15 protein-coding genes are annotated in these 14,574 nt (G+C 42.8%); 11 read left to right on the top strand and 4 right to left on the bottom strand.

What is annotated here, in order from left to right; genetic code table 11:
* Positions 1-126 precede the first annotated feature (126 nt).
* The 4 genes from BN8908_RS06725 to BN8908_RS06710 form a co-directional block, all read right to left on the bottom strand.
* Entirely contained in the window at positions 127-543 is a 417-nt protein-coding gene (locus BN8908_RS06725; RefSeq protein WP_068689827.1) for a hypothetical protein, read from the bottom strand.
* 438 nt (positions 544-981) lie between these two features.
* Positions 982-1,257, bottom strand: coding sequence for a hypothetical protein (locus BN8908_RS06720; protein ID WP_021988502.1), 276 nt, complete (start codon positions 1,255-1,257; stop codon positions 982-984).
* Between the two features lie 395 nt (positions 1,258-1,652).
* The gene (locus BN8908_RS06715; protein WP_021988503.1) at positions 1,653-2,180 is read right to left on the bottom strand and encodes a hypothetical protein; all 528 of its coding nucleotides are present in this window, start codon (positions 2,178-2,180) and stop codon (positions 1,653-1,655) included.
* Positions 2,181-2,184: 4 nt separating this feature from the next.
* Positions 2,185-5,379, bottom strand: coding sequence for a DUF6443 domain-containing protein (locus BN8908_RS06710; protein ID WP_082989232.1), 3,195 nt, complete (start codon positions 5,377-5,379; stop codon positions 2,185-2,187).
* Between the two features lie 681 nt (positions 5,380-6,060).
* Between BN8908_RS06710 and BN8908_RS06705 the strand changes: the two genes are divergently transcribed.
* The 11 genes from BN8908_RS06705 (at position 6,061) to BN8908_RS06660 (ending at position 14,526) form a co-directional block, all read left to right on the top strand.
* Complete coding sequence (locus BN8908_RS06705; protein ID WP_068692159.1) at positions 6,061-6,582, top strand: Pvc16 family protein; 522 nt, start codon at positions 6,061-6,063, stop codon at positions 6,580-6,582.
* 190 nt (positions 6,583-6,772) lie between these two features.
* The gene (locus BN8908_RS06700; RefSeq protein WP_148453225.1) at positions 6,773-7,423 is read left to right on the top strand and encodes a hypothetical protein; all 651 of its coding nucleotides are present in this window, start codon (positions 6,773-6,775) and stop codon (positions 7,421-7,423) included.
* An 82-nt stretch (positions 7,424-7,505) separates the two neighbouring features.
* Positions 7,506-8,996, top strand: coding sequence for a phage tail sheath family protein (locus BN8908_RS06695; RefSeq protein ID WP_021987710.1), 1,491 nt, complete (start codon positions 7,506-7,508; stop codon positions 8,994-8,996).
* 131 nt (positions 8,997-9,127) lie between these two features.
* Complete coding sequence (locus BN8908_RS06690) at positions 9,128-9,580, top strand: phage tail protein (RefSeq protein ID WP_021987709.1); 453 nt, start codon at positions 9,128-9,130, stop codon at positions 9,578-9,580.
* Positions 9,580-10,047, top strand: coding sequence for a phage tail protein (locus BN8908_RS06685; protein ID WP_068689822.1), 468 nt, complete (start codon positions 9,580-9,582; stop codon positions 10,045-10,047). Before BN8908_RS06690 ends, BN8908_RS06685 begins: the two co-directional genes overlap by 1 nt.
* A 161-nt stretch (positions 10,048-10,208) precedes the next feature.
* Positions 10,209-10,376, top strand: coding sequence for a DUF5908 family protein (locus BN8908_RS18485; protein ID WP_021987707.1), 168 nt, complete (start codon positions 10,209-10,211; stop codon positions 10,374-10,376).
* 266 nt (positions 10,377-10,642) lie between these two features.
* Positions 10,643-11,305, top strand: coding sequence for a CIS tube protein (locus BN8908_RS06680; protein WP_021987706.1), 663 nt, complete (start codon positions 10,643-10,645; stop codon positions 11,303-11,305).
* A complete protein-coding gene (gene vgrG, locus BN8908_RS06675; protein WP_068689820.1) occupies positions 11,298-13,073 on the top strand; it encodes a type VI secretion system tip protein VgrG in 1,776 nt (591 codons plus the stop codon). Before BN8908_RS06680 ends, vgrG begins: the two co-directional genes overlap by 8 nt.
* Before the next feature lie 17 nt (positions 13,074-13,090).
* Positions 13,091-13,528, top strand: a complete 438-nt coding sequence (locus BN8908_RS06670) for a hypothetical protein (protein ID WP_068689818.1) — start codon at positions 13,091-13,093, stop codon at positions 13,526-13,528.
* A 21-nt stretch (positions 13,529-13,549) separates the two neighbouring features.
* Positions 13,550-13,852: a PAAR domain-containing protein gene (locus BN8908_RS06665; RefSeq protein ID WP_068689816.1), complete on the top strand. Its 303-nt coding sequence runs from the start codon at positions 13,550-13,552 to the stop codon at positions 13,850-13,852.
* Positions 13,853-14,118: 266 nt separating this feature from the next.
* Positions 14,119-14,526 (top strand): GPW/gp25 family protein, encoded by a 408-nt coding sequence (locus BN8908_RS06660; RefSeq protein WP_068689814.1) that lies wholly within the window; start codon positions 14,119-14,121, stop codon positions 14,524-14,526.
* The last annotated feature ends 48 nt before the right edge of the window (positions 14,527-14,574 follow it).

The following is a 14,574-nucleotide window of genomic DNA, read 5'->3' as shown; positions in this document are numbered from 1 at the left end:
GTGTGTACAAATGCCCCGTCCCCATCTGTTTTAAGCGGTCTACTCATGAGTAAGGCTGTATTTATTCGGCAAAATTTACCAGCAATTAGCACTTTATCCCCGTCCCCGGGTACTGGCAAGAGCGGATTAATCGTCTAGCGGTTTAGCTTGCAATTTTTCAAATTCTGCGCGTAATTCAGGAGTATTTTTATATTCGATGCCATTAATTAAGACTGCAAATTGGTCTAAATAAATATTACATACCTTGTCGGCATTATATAGCTCTATTTTAGCACGGGTATTTATTCCGAAAGTACTGTCCCTATCTTGTACTTTTAATTCTTTCAGTAAATGGAGAATTTTATTAATATAAATTGAATCTTCATATATTTTAATGTAGCAATCATCTACAAATGCAACATCAAAATGTTGTGGAGTAATTTCTATTATTGTTTCCAAATCAAATCCGGCATATTTTAAAATGATTTTATCTGCGCTTTTCAGGCAATCCTTACTATCGACTTGTAATAATAATAGTAAATTAATTATCAATATCGTTTTCATTTTTTTTCTTCGATTTAGTAGGTTTTACAGTTGTTTCATTTACATCTTTATTTGAAACTGAATTTTCTGTTGTAAATAAAATCCCTTTAATATTTGTGCGAGTTACCTCTCCCTCTTTTATTTCTCCTGGAACTTTTGCTGTTAGTTGCTCTGACCCTGTAATAACCCGCCGTTCTTCTTCAGTCCTATACTCTTTATTCTTAGTATTTGAATCTTTCCAGTGCCCTTTAGGATCATTATTATGGCGTAGAGCATGGTCAACTTCATGATTTAATACTGTTGTTGGTGATAAAGCGATAAATTTATCTGTTAATACTCCCTGGCGGGAATTCCCAAAAATAGTTCTAATACTAGCTTTATATATACTTCCCTTGATAGGATTACCCTCTGCAATATAATATATTGTATTCGGAACGTTCTGAGAATTTGGCCATTTTGCTATTTCAGTGTTTTGTTCATGTGGTATACATGTATTATTTTTTTACATACTTGTTCCATATTTTCAACATGTGATTTGTTGGAAGAGTTATAGTCTAATCCCATATTGTTTACTAAAATATCAGTCAAACAATTCATTAATGATTGCTTATCATGAATAGATTTGAGGATTAGTGGTATATATCCTTTATATTCATCTTTTGCGGTAAATTCGCCGACACCTATAGGATCCCATTCGGCTAAAACTTGATTGATATTTTCAATTAGAGTTTTCATGATGATGGAAATGATATAAAAAATCCTTTATTTAGTCCTTGGGTTGTTTCTGGAGCGTTACTAAATACACGAATAACTTTCCCTTGGGCATTTACAACAACGGTATTCCCTCCTAATGTATACGTGATTGAGAACCGAATCGCCCAACTGCCTCAACCGTTTTCCCTTCTCTAACAATCTTTAAAATGTCAGAAGTTTTAAATCCATGTGTTATTGCTTGATTAATACAATGCTATTCGAAAAAATTTACTAGCAATAATAATCCACTGATGTTAATTTGTTGTTTGAAAAATTAAAATCCAATGTGGGAACTCTTCAATATATGGTAATTATTTGCCTGTTTTATAATTAAATTGTTTCTTTTTCCATCTTCTATTTAGTTTAATTAAAACTTATTATTTCCAACGATCGCGTTCAATATTAAAAAAATCATTAAAAAATAAATAATCAATCCTGTATTTATTTTTATTAAAAATGATACGAATGGCTACAATTATTTCACTGGAGAGTACAGCATTTTCAATTTCTTCTTTTTTTATTTCTACTGTATTCCATTCAGATACCAATTTTGTCATGTAATTTGTAAAAGATGATTCATTTTCAACATTGAATGTTTTTCCTTGATCTTCAGAAGAAACAATTAAAGAATCCTGTCGGTTCCAAATTGTTGAGGATAGTGCATATGATTCTATACTATTTCTTTGGAGAATGAAAACAGTATCAATCATGGAAATAGTTTTCATCCTTTTTAAAAACTCAGAATTTTTCCATAAGTTGTAAAAACCATAAATAGCACATTCATTATCTTTTACTAGAAAGTGATTTTTATATATATCCTTAAATATTTTATTCCAGTTTTGTCCGGATACATACACAGTTATTAGCAACAGACATCCTAACAGAATGATAAACTTTGTCTTCATATTATTAATATTTATGAGGTATTGCAAAAATTCTAGTTCCTGTAATCGATACAGTCTTTGTATAAAATCGGCTGAATCTTGTCCCGGGATATAGAATGCTTGTAGAATTAATTCCTGGACTATAATGACTTCTTAAAGGAAGGCCATGTTCTGCCCTTAATTGATTCTCAATATGGGTAGCATATTTTTCACAATGGGGAATTCTTATCACACCATTTTCTGTATTGATAGTTATCCAAGGTGATCTGTCGATAGTTCCATTCCAGGCATCCTGAATATGTGCTGCTTCATGCCCCAAACCAATATAGGGAGGTCTGGTTGTATTTCCTGTCTGGTCAGGACCTCCTGTCGTGGAATTCGGATCCCAGATAATATATTTTCCGTTCGGATCTGTAGAATTTTTTTGATTGCTTCTTGCTCTTCCTATTTCAACAATATTTGTTGAATTCATTAAATTATTTACTAATTTTTGTCCATTAGTTCCGCTTCTCAAATTTTCCAAAGCAATTGTTAATTTTGTAACAAATTGATCGTCTCCGGTATATAATTGTCCTTGATTATTCACAAATCCATAATTACCATTCACGTCTTTACCATAATAATAGGTTATGTTTCTTGTAATTCCATTTTCAGTAGCAGTGACTACAGTTGTTATACTATCTCCTCTTAAATCGATGTTTCCTATCGGACTGTTTCCGCAATACACGTACGGACTTAAGCTGTAGTATTTTTCGGAAAGCGGGTCGGCATTGAACCACCTTCCCAGCAGAGCGTCGTACATACGGGCCCCGTAGTCCAGAAAACCGAGGTTGCCTACGGTTTGCAGCTCCTTTCCGTTGTATTTGAAACGGTTGGCGGCCAGCTGGGGCAGTTCGCTTCGCGGCTGTCGCTGCCCGAAGGCATAGTAGTCGTTTGCTTCCAGCAGTTTCCCGTTTCCGTCGATGACGGCACGTATACTTCCCAAATGGTCCTTCAGGTGATAGCAGATGCCGCTGCCGTCTACCGTTCCCTCTCCGAATATTCCGCATTCAAAAATGTAAGAACTCCCCGTACACATATACACCAGGCTTCCCAGGTATGCATATCCTTTCCCGTCGCTTGCGGTCACCCTGAGTTTGCTGCCTGTATAAGCGTATTCGTATTCTGCCTGCAAGCCTGTACCTTGTTTAACAGAATGTATCAAATTTAGGATATTATATTCGAAATTCAAATTTTTGCGGCTGTCTTTTATCAGGTTTCCGTACCCATCGTAATCGTATGTTGCGGTGGCGGCATTTTGGCGCAGATAGATGTCTCCCGTTGCCGGGGTGGCTGCTTCCGTAAGACTGCTGAGTCGGTTACCGCTGTAGGTGTAGGTGAGGTTGTCGACGAGGGCGCCGTTGTTGAACCGTTTCAGCGACAGTATGTTTCCGTTTTTATCGTATGTGATTCCCTGTTCGGCATATTTGTTTACCAGAACGCCGTTTTCGTAATGGTTTCCTCCTGTAAATCGTCCTGCATCGTCGTAATTGAACGTATATGTCTGCTCCGGCTCTGTCCTGTAGCTGCATGTCCATTCCGCAATATCGCCGGCATAACGTGGAGTTGCTTTCAGTGGTTTTTCATACCTGAGTCCGATCCTGAACAGGGGTGATTCCCGGCTTGTTGTTCTTCCCTGTATGTCGTAGCTTATTTGTTCGGTAAGAATGTCCTCACCGTAACTCCGTTTTGTCAGTTGTCCGGGTGCATCGTATCCGTAACCGACTTTTCCCCTGTAGGCTCCGTTGAGGAATATTTTTGCGGACAGCAGCCTGCTGGCGTGGTCGTATGTATTTCTCTTTTCGATGGTCGTGGTTTCATTTCCGACCGTATGTTCTTCGCGTTCAGCGGTAATATTGCCTACGAAATCGTAGGCGTAGGAATACCTGCTGGTGCCTCCGAGGTGGTTTTTCTCCACCTGTTGAATGATGCGTCCTTTTTTGTCGTAATAGAAGCACCTTTCTATGTAGCGTGGTGATATGCCCGTTTCCGTCTCAGTGCTTCCGTCCAGTATGCGCTCTTTTTCGTATGTCAGCAGACCGTTGGTACGGGTATCGTATGAAGGGTCGTATCCGGTAATGGCAGTGAATGCGAGTCCCGTAACGGAGGGGTAGGTGTCGTATGCCCGCTGCAATACCGTTATGCTGTTTCCGTTTGCGTAGCGGTAGTATTCGTTCAGCAGCCGGTTGTGTGAGTCGTAGGTTGTAGTGAAATGCCTGTTGTCCTGGTCGCGTGCCATCGGCAGACCGGCGTCATTATATGTAATTTTTTCGGGAGCGAGTCCGGGCAGGCTACGTTCCGTAACGTTTCCGCGTTTGTCGTAGGCATAGCGGTAGCAATAGGCGGCTGTCTCTGAGGCGGTAAGGACGGCTTTCCCTCCCAGGGCCGGGGGGATGATGCATACGGGCCGGCCGAAAGTGTCGTAGATATAATAGGTGTCCAGAGTTTTTCCGGAAGAGATGCAGAGCCTTTCGAGTACGGTATTTCCCCTGTGGTCGGTAAAGGTTACCTTTCGGCGGTTGTCTTCGTCCGTAGTTTCCTGTTTGTATAAATATCCGGATGGATAATAGCCTGTGCCGTTGAGGGAGCCGTTGTCGTATGTATAAATCCGTACCTCGTTTGCCGTGTTCAGGGCGTAACTGTAGCGTAGGGTATGTCCGGCGGAGAGGCGGAATGCGTTTCCGGGGCGGCTGCTTTCTATCAGGCGTGCGGCCCCTGATTGTTCGTATCGTTTTTCTGTATATGCACAGGCATCTCCCTGGGTCTGTCCGAATATTCCGGCATAATAGTTGTTTTGGGCTTCCTGTGCGTTTTTTGTGTATAGGCCTTTGTCCGTGGTGCCCTGATAGGGGATATAGTCTTTCACACCCTGTCGGTTGCAGAAGTCGGGTATTACGGGTTTTAACAGGTCTAGCCTTGCGGGTGTGGCACCTGTTTCTACGGTTTGAATGCATCTTCCGAGTCCGTCGAAATAATTGATAGTTGCTTCTGCTTCCGATAATCCGAGTCTGTGTGAAATGGATTTTACCGGCAGGTGTGGGCGGTAGTGTATGGTGTAGTTCCGGTCGGAAGAAGGTGTGATGGTGTGCAGTGGCGGAAGAGGGATCAGGGAGTCCGGTTTGGCTTGTCCGGGTGCAATCAGTGCGTGCATTAGAAAGAGTAAACAAGATGTAGCTTTCATGGCAATAAGGATTTAAGTGAAGAAACAGAAATGTTGTTTTTTAATTGTTATTTTTTGCTATTAAATTTAATGGGTAAATGTGAATAATATTCAGATCAGAACACACAAAAACCTTATCACTGTCATTATAATGTATTGAAAATCAACAGCCATTTTTATAAAAACCTTATCACTGTAAAATGGCCCTGTTTTTTCCCTGCATGAACAGCGTAAAAATGCCTTTTCTTGTTTGTTGGATAAAAACGGCCGTCCGTTGATGTAGCACTTTACCCCCGTCCCTGGATGCTATTTTTTGAATGTGAGACGTTGGTTTGTAAATAAATAACATGGGGTGTATAATAGGTGATGTGGAGATATTTGAGGGAGTAGGGAGGGTAAATAAATGTTTAAAACCTTTTCGGAGATATTGGGAAAGTAAAAATGACCATTGGGAGATAATATTTCGTGGTAACGGATTGGAAGCTTATTTTTAACGTAGTGATAGTAGCACTTTAGCCCCGTCCCCGGGTGCTATGATGTTGTTTAGAGGAGAATAAAGGTCATTGGGAAGCGGGAAAGGGAGATTGGGAAATATTATTTCATTCAGGGAATAATGGAAATTATTTTTGATACGTGGATGGGGGATTTAAGCGGGAGAGATGTGAAGGTGCAGTTTTGCATATGGCTTTAAAGAATGCGGAAATGATAGATAAGGTTTTGGTGTATATAGCGGAAGGTTTGGACGGTTATCTGGGGAATCTTTATGAGGAACCGGCAGGACTGGCAAAGGTCGGAGGGCTTGGGGGAGAGGAAGGAGAGGTGCCGAACCAGATGGTGGTTGCGTTGTTGAATGTGGAGCGGGAAGGGGCGATGGGGATTTCTGCAGGGTTTCAGACCGAGGGAAAAGGTTTTTTGCAGAAGATGCCTCCCTGGTATTTGAATATGTATTTTGTGGTGGCATCGGTTTTTGAAGAGAAACGGTATACAGACGGGATAAAGATGTTGTCGGAATCGATCAGTTATTTACAGCAACATCCGGTTTTTTCCCCGGGGGTCGGAAAAAAGTTTATGATAGAACCGGTGACCTTGAGTATACAGGAACTGACGAACGTATGGAGTATTTTAGGGGGACGGTATTATCCTTCGGTGGTGTGTAAGGTGCGGATGTTGAGGTTTGAAGGGGACGATATCAGCCGGATGGTGGGAAGTGTGAGAGGAAAGTGAGAGGATGTTGATTTACGATTTACGATTTATGATTTTTGATTGAATGAAGGATGGTGGGTATTTTAGATTTTAAATTGAAGAGTGGGGTTGGTAAGAGAAGCGGGAGTATTTTTAGATTAGGTAAGAATTGATAGATTGGTGAATTGGGAGAGGGGGCCGTGAGAATTATGCTTTTTATTCGGGAGAAATTATGGACAGGATAGATTTAACAATGGAGCGGTTTGAGGTGTTGGTACGTTGGGAGGTGTGGCACGATTATTTCGAGGGTGGGGTATGCAGGTGTGTGGAGTTGATTCCTGACAGGCAGAGTATGGGGTTACTGAAACGAAGAGATGTGAAGTTTAAAAAACTGGAAACGAATGTGTGGGGATTGGTGGGGAAAAAAGATACGGTGTGGGACCCGGAGGATGAGGTGATACTGGAAACAGAAATAACGGATTCTTTTTTTGCCTGTTATACGGATGGGAATTTGCCGGAAGAAGTAAGATGGTCTCCCGGGGGAAAAGAAAAGACTGAATTGAGGTGTAAGGCGAAATGTCTGAAATGGGAATATGTAATATTGATGAAGGAGTGGCGGCCCGGTTGTCAGTGGGAATTGAAAGAAACGACAGGAAAAATGGAGTTCAGAAATGAAGGGATGATCCGAATGAACGGACGTCAGGGATTTCGGATGGTAGCGACGGTTCCGGTGATGTTACGGGAAAAATACGATTATACGATCCGGTTGAGCGAGCGGAAGTCGTTTGGGAATAAGGTGATATGCAAGCAATTACCGTGGCCGGTTCCCGGCCGGTTTCCGGAGTGTGGAGAGGGATGTGTGAGACAGATAGTAGTGGTATAGTTATTATCGGATAGGATGGAATATAATTATTTACATGTTTGTAAATTAAATAAATGCGAGTAGTAATTTAAATTAAAAGTGTATGGCAGCAATGAAAACACCAGGCGTTTATATTGTAGAAAAAAACGCTTTTCCGAATTCGGTCGTCGAGGTGGCGACAGCTGTTCCGGCTTTTATCGGTCATACCGAAAAAGCTATGAACGGGAACAAATCTTTAATCAATAAGCCGTGGCGTGTTACGTCTATGGCTGAATTTCGCTCTTATTTCGGCGGCGAGCCGACTCCTGTATTTGAAATTCAGGAAGCGGAAGGTACTGAACCGGAATTACTGTTGAACGGCAAAGGGTATAAAATGCAACAATCGAATACGGCCTATACGTTGTATTACAATATGCTGCTGTTTTATGCCAACGGTGGCGGACCGTGCTATATCGTTTCTGTCGGAGATTATACGATGGATTTCGATGCCGAAAAGTTTACCGCAGGTGTTGAGACTTTGATTAAGGAGCAAGAGCCGACAATGGTGTTGGTACCTGAGGCGATTTATCTGGAAAAATCGGCTTGCGTGGCTCTGCAGCAGGCCGTATTGGCCCATTGCGGTCTCAAAATGAAAAATCGTTTTGCTTTGTTGGATATTTACAACGGCTACCGGAGCCGTCAGGATCCGGAAGGTGATCCGGTAAATGAATTCCGGGAAGCCATTGGCAGCAATCATCTGGCTTTCGGAGCTACGTATTATCCGTGGATCAATACGTCAGTGGTATCGGAAAAGAGCATTACTTATGCAAATGTGGATGTTGCAAAACTGAAAGAGTTGATCGAGGCTGAAGTGGCCGAATGGAAGGATGAAAAACGGCAGGCACAGATTGCCGAACAGTTGCCGAAATTGGAAGATGCGGAATTGGAGCAGGTTGATAAGGATTTATTGCATACCGTGTTATTGCAAAATAGTCTGGTATACCGTTCCGTATTGAAAGAGATACGGCAGAAGGTAAACCTGTTGCCTCCGGGGGCAGCTATGGCGGGTGTTTATACGATGGTAGACAATACCCGTGGGGTATGGAAAGCGCCGGCTAATGTTTCGGTGAGTAATATTGTAGCACCGGCCGTAAATATTTCACACGATGAACAGGAGGATCTGAACGTGCCTTTGTCCGGCAAGGCCGTGAATGCAATCCGGACGTTTACAGGTGAAGGTATCAAGGTATGGGGAGCCCGTACATTGGACGGTAACTCGCTCGACTGGCGTTATATCAATGTAAGACGTACAATGATTTTTTTGGAAGAGTCGGTTAAAAATGCTGCCCGGGCCTATGTTTTCGAGCCAAATGAAGCGAATACATGGCTGAATATTAAGAGTATGATTGAGAATTTTCTGAGAGGTATATGGAAACGGGGCGGGTTGGCCGGATCGGTTCCGGAAGATGCTTATAGTGTGCATGTCGGTTTGGGAGATACGATGACACCGGAGGATATTCTCGAGGGAATTATGCGGATTACCGTGTTGGTAGCCATCACTCGTCCGGCTGAATTCATCGAGATCACTTTCCAGCAGCAGATGCAGAAGAGCTGATAATAGATTTGGATTTACGATGCTGTATTGTCGTATTCAATGAGCAGAAGTAAACCAGAACTGTTGTCACTCGCTGGGATACAGGTCTTTTAAACAGAAAAAAGAATTATTCATTTTTAATTTATAGAATTATGGCAGGAGAAGCACAAGACAGTGTATGGCCGTTACCTAGTTTTTATTTTAAGGTAGAAATCGACGGCATAGGGGAAATCGCATGCAAAGAGGTATCCGGTTTGGATATCGAGGCGCAGATTATCGAGTATCGTCACGGTAACAGCCCGGCTTTTTCAACGATTAAAATGCCGGGAATCAAGAAATCGAGCAATGTCAGTCTGAAGAAAGGCGTATTTGCCAAGGACAATAAGTTCTTCGATTGGTTTAATATGATCAAGTTGAATACTATTGAACGGAAGCCTGTTACAATCAGCTTGCTGGATCAGGACGGCAATCCGACAATGGTGTGGAAGCTGGAAAATGCCTGGCCGACGAAGATTACAGGTGTTAGCCTGAAGTCTGATGGAAATGAGGCTGCGGTAGAGTCTTTGGATATGGCTCATGAGGGCTTGACAATAACCAACGCATAATGGCAAAAAAGGCTGTTACTACATGGGCGCCTCCTGTCTCCTTTTATTTTAAAGTGGTGTTTCAGGGGGCACCCAAAATTGAAGATGCCGGTTTTATGGAAGTTTCGGGATTGAAAGAAGAAATGGAGTTGACGGAGATACAGGAAGGGGGAGAAAACGATTATTTCCATCAGGTTCCCAAGCGGGTAAAACATGGTAATCTGGTGTTGAAGAGGGCTTTGGAGGGATTGGATAATGGATTGGAAAAATGGATAAAAGAAACCATAGAGGGTGGCTTTGCCCGGAGAATAAAGCCGAGAAATATCGTAGTTATGTTGCTGGATGCAGAGGGTAAGGCTTTACGTTGTTGGTGGTGTTCGCATGCGTATCCGGTGAAATGGGAGGTGAGTGCGTTCAGTTCCCAGGAAAATAAACTGGTTATTGAGACGTTGGAATTGTGTTATAATTTACTCGAGAGGAAAAAATAGAAAAAGCGATATATCGGGGAGCTAAAGAAGGGGAGAAGCAAGAACGTAATAATTAAAGTCAATGTCCGCTTTAAGTCCTGAATTGTAGGTCTGAAATTCAGATGGTCCTTATTGTTTCTTCGCTTCTAAGTTCCTTGTGTTAAACCTGGAATAATCCGTGTATGACGATTGTAATTAAAGAGATTGTCGTGAAAGCGACGGTGGAAAACGAACGCAAGGAACGGCAAACGGAAGTGGTATCCGAAGAATTGATTGCCCGATTGAAGGATGATATTTTGAGAGAGATTCGGAGTGCCCGGTTAGTGGAAGCAGGAAAAAAAGAAAGGTAAAATAAGTTTTGGGTAGAGAAAAGGCTGTCAGTCTGTTCGGAGAATTGAAGCCGTTATAAATTTACGATTTTTGATTTACGATTTTAGATGAATGAATCTGACAACAAATCAGGTTGCCAAACAATTTAAAATCTGTATCAACCTTTTATATTGTGGATTTTGATTTACCGTTTTCTCTTTTTTGTAGGGGGGGGGATTGTGGGTTCAATCTAAAATCCAGAATCGTAAATCTAAAATTTATATGAACGTTTTTAGACTGATGTATTATGGAAAAGATGAAATTGACGGGGTATTCCGATAAGAATTTTAAGAATGAGATCGGGAATATGGTGGTGCAGATTGTGCCTAAGGAATACAAAGGGAAAAAAGGAATAAAATACGAAACCGGACAGGAAGGAGGGCAGAATGTACAGTCGCCTGCGTTTACAGGACAGCAGAATGAAGAGCTTATACTCGATTTTAGTTTTGATTGTACGGGTGCGATAGAGGGAACGAAAGACAGCGATACGATCGAGAGTAAGCTAAAACAACTCGATAGTATCGTTTACCAGTATAATGGGGATAAGCATGAACCTTCGTATGTGCAGGTAGCTTGGGGGACATTTCTTTTCAAAGGCCGGTTGAAGGAGATGCAGACAACGTTCGGATTGTTTACGCCGGAAGGAGTTCCGTTACGGGCCAAGGTAAATTTGACTTTTATTCAGTTTGTCAGTGCGGAGAAAGCTGTAAAACTGGCTAATAACCAGTCTCCCGATATGTCGCATTTGGTGACTTTGAAAGACGGGGATTCGATTGCTATGTTGTGTCAGAAAATATACGGGGATTCGACTTTGGTAGATGAGGTAGCCAAGATAAACGGACTCTGTGGTTTCAGGCGGATAAAACCCGGGACACTATTGTTGTTTCCACATTTGAGGAAAGATGGCTGATTCTCCTGCAAAATATAAGGATGAAGTACTTTGTTATACGGTGTATAGCGAAGGAAAGAAAGTCGGTGAGAAGTTCCGGTTGACGGAGGCGGAGGTACGTTTGGGGGTGAACCGGATCGGAAAGGCGACATTGTGGTTCGAGGCCGGGGATATGGCGGCCCGGACTTTCAAAGAAGCTGATGTTGCGGTATTTAAGCCGGGGGCTACCGTAAGATTGGATTTAGGCAGAAAGGAAGAGGAGAAAACGGTTTTTACCGGAAAGGTGGTGAGTTTGAATCTGGATATTGCTCCCAACCGGCGTTCCCGGATGGTTGTCGAATGTCGGGACGATTTGTTTACAGCTACATTGGTACGCAAAAATAAGGTTTTTGAAAAAATGAAAGACAGTGAAATTATCTCGGAGGTGCTGGGAGCTTATGGGTCGGTAGATGTGAAAGCAACGGATTTCAAGCATGCTGCTTTAGTACAGTATTATTCCTCGGATTGGGATTTCGCTTTGTCCCGTGCGGATGCTAATGGTATGTTGGTAGTGATGAGAGACGGTAAGGTGTCGGTTAGGAAACCCGATCCGGGTGCTAAAGCTGTTTTGACGGTGACTTACGGTGTGGACTTGATCGGTTTTAACGGAGGAGTATCGGCAACGGAACAGGTACCGGCAGTGGAGGCTGTAAGCTGGGATCCTACTCAGCAAAAAGTTGTAACGGTTACTTCTTCTGCTCCTGTTTTGAATAAGCAAGGGAATATCGATTATACGGAATTGGCGGGAGAAGATAAATTGTTACTGCAAACGGATGCTCCGACGGAAAGTGGGGCTTTGCAGGCCTGGGTGGACGGTTTGGCACAGAAGACCGGATTGGCCCGGTTTCGGGGGCAGATAACGTTTCATGGTAATGCGGCGGCTGTGCCGGGGTGTATTATCGAGTTGGCCGGATTGGGGGAGCGGTTTAACGGGAATGCTTATATCGGTTCGGTAGAGCATGTCGTTCGCAATCACGTGTGGACTACGAAGGCGGAAATGGGCTTAGCTCCCGAAGGAATTACGGAAGAGATGGATGTGGTGGCTCCTCCTGCTTCGGGGTGGCTGCCGGGAATAGAAGGGTTACATATCGGTAAAGTGAAAAAACTGGATGAGGATCCGGCCAAAGAACAGCGGATTTTGGTGGAGTTGCCTTTGCTGAACGGAAATAAAAATGACGTATGGGCCCGGTTGGCTCATCTGTATGCGGGGAACGGTATCGGTAGTTTTTTTGTACCCGAGGTGGGCGATGAGGTCGTTGTCGGTTTTTTCAATAACGATCCGGTTCATCCGGTAGTTTTAGGTAGTATGTACAGTAGCAAGCAATTGCCTCCTTATGAATTGAAAGCGGAGAATTATAAGAAAGCCGTAGTGACCAAAGAAAAAATGAAGCTGGAGTTCGATGAGGAAAAGAAGATCATCACGTTGGAAACACCGGGTAAGAACAGTATTGTCATCGATGACGACGGGACGCAAATCAAGCTGGCGGATCAGAATAAAAATGAGATTATCATGGATAAAGACGGTATTACACTGAATTCGGCGGGTAAGATTGTGTTGAAAGCAAAACAGGATATTTCCGGAGAAGCTACGGGGAAAATCAGTATGGCAGCTAAAGCTGATGTCGAGTTGGATGGAATGAATGTGAAAGCCACCGCAAAGACCGGATTTACGGCGAAAGGAAATGCTACGGCTGAACTGTCGGCTTCCGGACAGACGACCGTAAAAGGGGGTATGGTGATGATAAACTAGCAGAATAGAGAATTACAATGGAACAAAAGTATGTACAAAGAGTGTGTCAGGCAATGCAGAGCATTCGCCGACGGCAGATTTCGGTGGGTAAAGTGATTAGAGATCACCGTGTGAGTGATTTGTTACAAACAAAGAAAGCAATTGAGAGCGGTAATGTAAAGAAACCACCTATAATAAAAACGATGAAGGATTTGGATAAACATGTTTATAAGCATCAAGGAGAAGAAGATACAACAAACGCTTTCGCTGAACATGGATTGTCATTTGAAAAGAAGTCTTTGTTACCTTTTATTCAAAAACATGACATGATTGAAGTGGACGGATTTTATGATGTATTTTTAAAAGATTGCAAGGACCCCAGAAAAGCTATTTTTCTCGGGTATCAAGTTGAAAGTGAGGAAGCTACACTGAAACATGCTGGGCCTTTTGGAGTGGAACGTACAGCACAGTTGTAATATAAAAAGTATATAAATATTATGCCACCGGCAGCGAGATTGACAGATATGCATACTTGTCCGATGCAGACACCGGCTTTTCCTTCTCCTATACCGCATGTGGGAGGGCCTGTGATCGGACCGGGAGCGCCTACGGTTCTGATCGGAAAAATACCGGCGGCGGTGATGGGAGATAATTGCGTGTGTGTAGGGCCGCCGGATGTAATCGTTAAAGGATCGGCAACGGTGATGATTTGCGGAAAACCGGCGGCCCGGATGGGTGATCAGACGGCTCATGGCGGGGTGATTACAGTGGGGTGTCCGACGGTGCAGATTGGAGGATGAAGGGGGAGTTGTGATTTACGATTTACGATTTTTGATTTATGATTAAGTGGAGGGTGATAGGTATTGGGGATGTGAGAGGCAGAGGGAATTTTAGATTTTAGATTTACGATTGGGTATGGGGCGTATGGTTGGGGATTTGGGTAAAGTATGGTGGTTGGGGATTTAAAATTTTAGATTTTAGATTTAAAATTGAAATACAGGCAAAGAGTTTTAGAAGCACAGAGCTATTCTGATTTTAAGTTGAAATATTGTTTTACGGATAGATTATGATGAATAAGTCGTTTTTGGGAAAAGGATGGAGTTTTCCGCCGGAGTTCAGAAGGGAAGCTTTACCGAGCACAATGGTGACGGAGGAAGAGGATATCGGACAAAGCCTGCATATTCTGTTGGCAACGCGTCCGGGAGAGCGGGTACACCGGTTTGATTTCGGTTGTGGGATATACCGTTTCGTACACGAAGAGATGACTGTTACAAATCAGACTTTGTTGAAAGAGTTGATTGCCGATACCGTATTGATGTATGAGCCGCGGGTAACTCTGAACGAGGTGGCTTTCGATCTGGAATCGATATACGACGGAGTTTTGATTATTTGTCTGGATTATACGGTGAGACGTACAAATTCGCGTTCGAATATGGTATTTCCTTTCTATTTGCGGGAGGGAACGGCGTTGTAGGATTTACGATTTGTGATTTTTGATTTACGATTGAGGGAGGGGATTTAT

The sequence above is a fragment of the Culturomica massiliensis genome, assembly GCF_900091655.1.
In the GTDB taxonomy this organism is placed as follows: domain Bacteria; phylum Bacteroidota; class Bacteroidia; order Bacteroidales; family Marinifilaceae; genus Culturomica; species Culturomica massiliensis.
Note: the sequence above shows the minus strand (reverse complement) of the source record. Positions and strands in the feature narration are given on the sequence as shown.

Coding starts and splice junctions, on each gene's coding strand:
- BN8908_RS06725 (WP_068689827.1), bottom strand. CDS start 543: ATGAAAACGATATTGATAATTAATTTACTATTATTATTACAAGTCGAT.
- BN8908_RS06720 (WP_021988502.1), bottom strand. CDS start 1,257: ATGAAAACTCTAATTGAAAATATCAATCAAGTTTTAGCCGAATGGGAT.
- BN8908_RS06715 (WP_021988503.1), bottom strand. CDS start 2,180: ATGAAGACAAAGTTTATCATTCTGTTAGGATGTCTGTTGCTAATAACT.
- BN8908_RS06710 (WP_082989232.1), bottom strand. CDS start 5,379: ATGAAAGCTACATCTTGTTTACTCTTTCTAATGCACGCACTGATTGCA.
- BN8908_RS06705 (WP_068692159.1), top strand. CDS start 6,061: ATGATAGATAAGGTTTTGGTGTATATAGCGGAAGGTTTGGACGGTTAT.
- BN8908_RS06700 (WP_148453225.1), top strand. CDS start 6,773: ATGGACAGGATAGATTTAACAATGGAGCGGTTTGAGGTGTTGGTACGT.
- BN8908_RS06695 (WP_021987710.1), top strand. CDS start 7,506: ATGGCAGCAATGAAAACACCAGGCGTTTATATTGTAGAAAAAAACGCT.
- BN8908_RS06690 (WP_021987709.1), top strand. CDS start 9,128: ATGGCAGGAGAAGCACAAGACAGTGTATGGCCGTTACCTAGTTTTTAT.
- BN8908_RS06685 (WP_068689822.1), top strand. CDS start 9,580: ATGGCAAAAAAGGCTGTTACTACATGGGCGCCTCCTGTCTCCTTTTAT.
- BN8908_RS18485 (WP_021987707.1), top strand. CDS start 10,209: ATGACGATTGTAATTAAAGAGATTGTCGTGAAAGCGACGGTGGAAAAC.
- BN8908_RS06680 (WP_021987706.1), top strand. CDS start 10,643: ATGGAAAAGATGAAATTGACGGGGTATTCCGATAAGAATTTTAAGAAT.
- vgrG (WP_068689820.1), top strand. CDS start 11,298: ATGGCTGATTCTCCTGCAAAATATAAGGATGAAGTACTTTGTTATACG.
- BN8908_RS06670 (WP_068689818.1), top strand. CDS start 13,091: ATGGAACAAAAGTATGTACAAAGAGTGTGTCAGGCAATGCAGAGCATT.
- BN8908_RS06665 (WP_068689816.1), top strand. CDS start 13,550: ATGCCACCGGCAGCGAGATTGACAGATATGCATACTTGTCCGATGCAG.
- BN8908_RS06660 (WP_068689814.1), top strand. CDS start 14,119: ATGATGAATAAGTCGTTTTTGGGAAAAGGATGGAGTTTTCCGCCGGAG.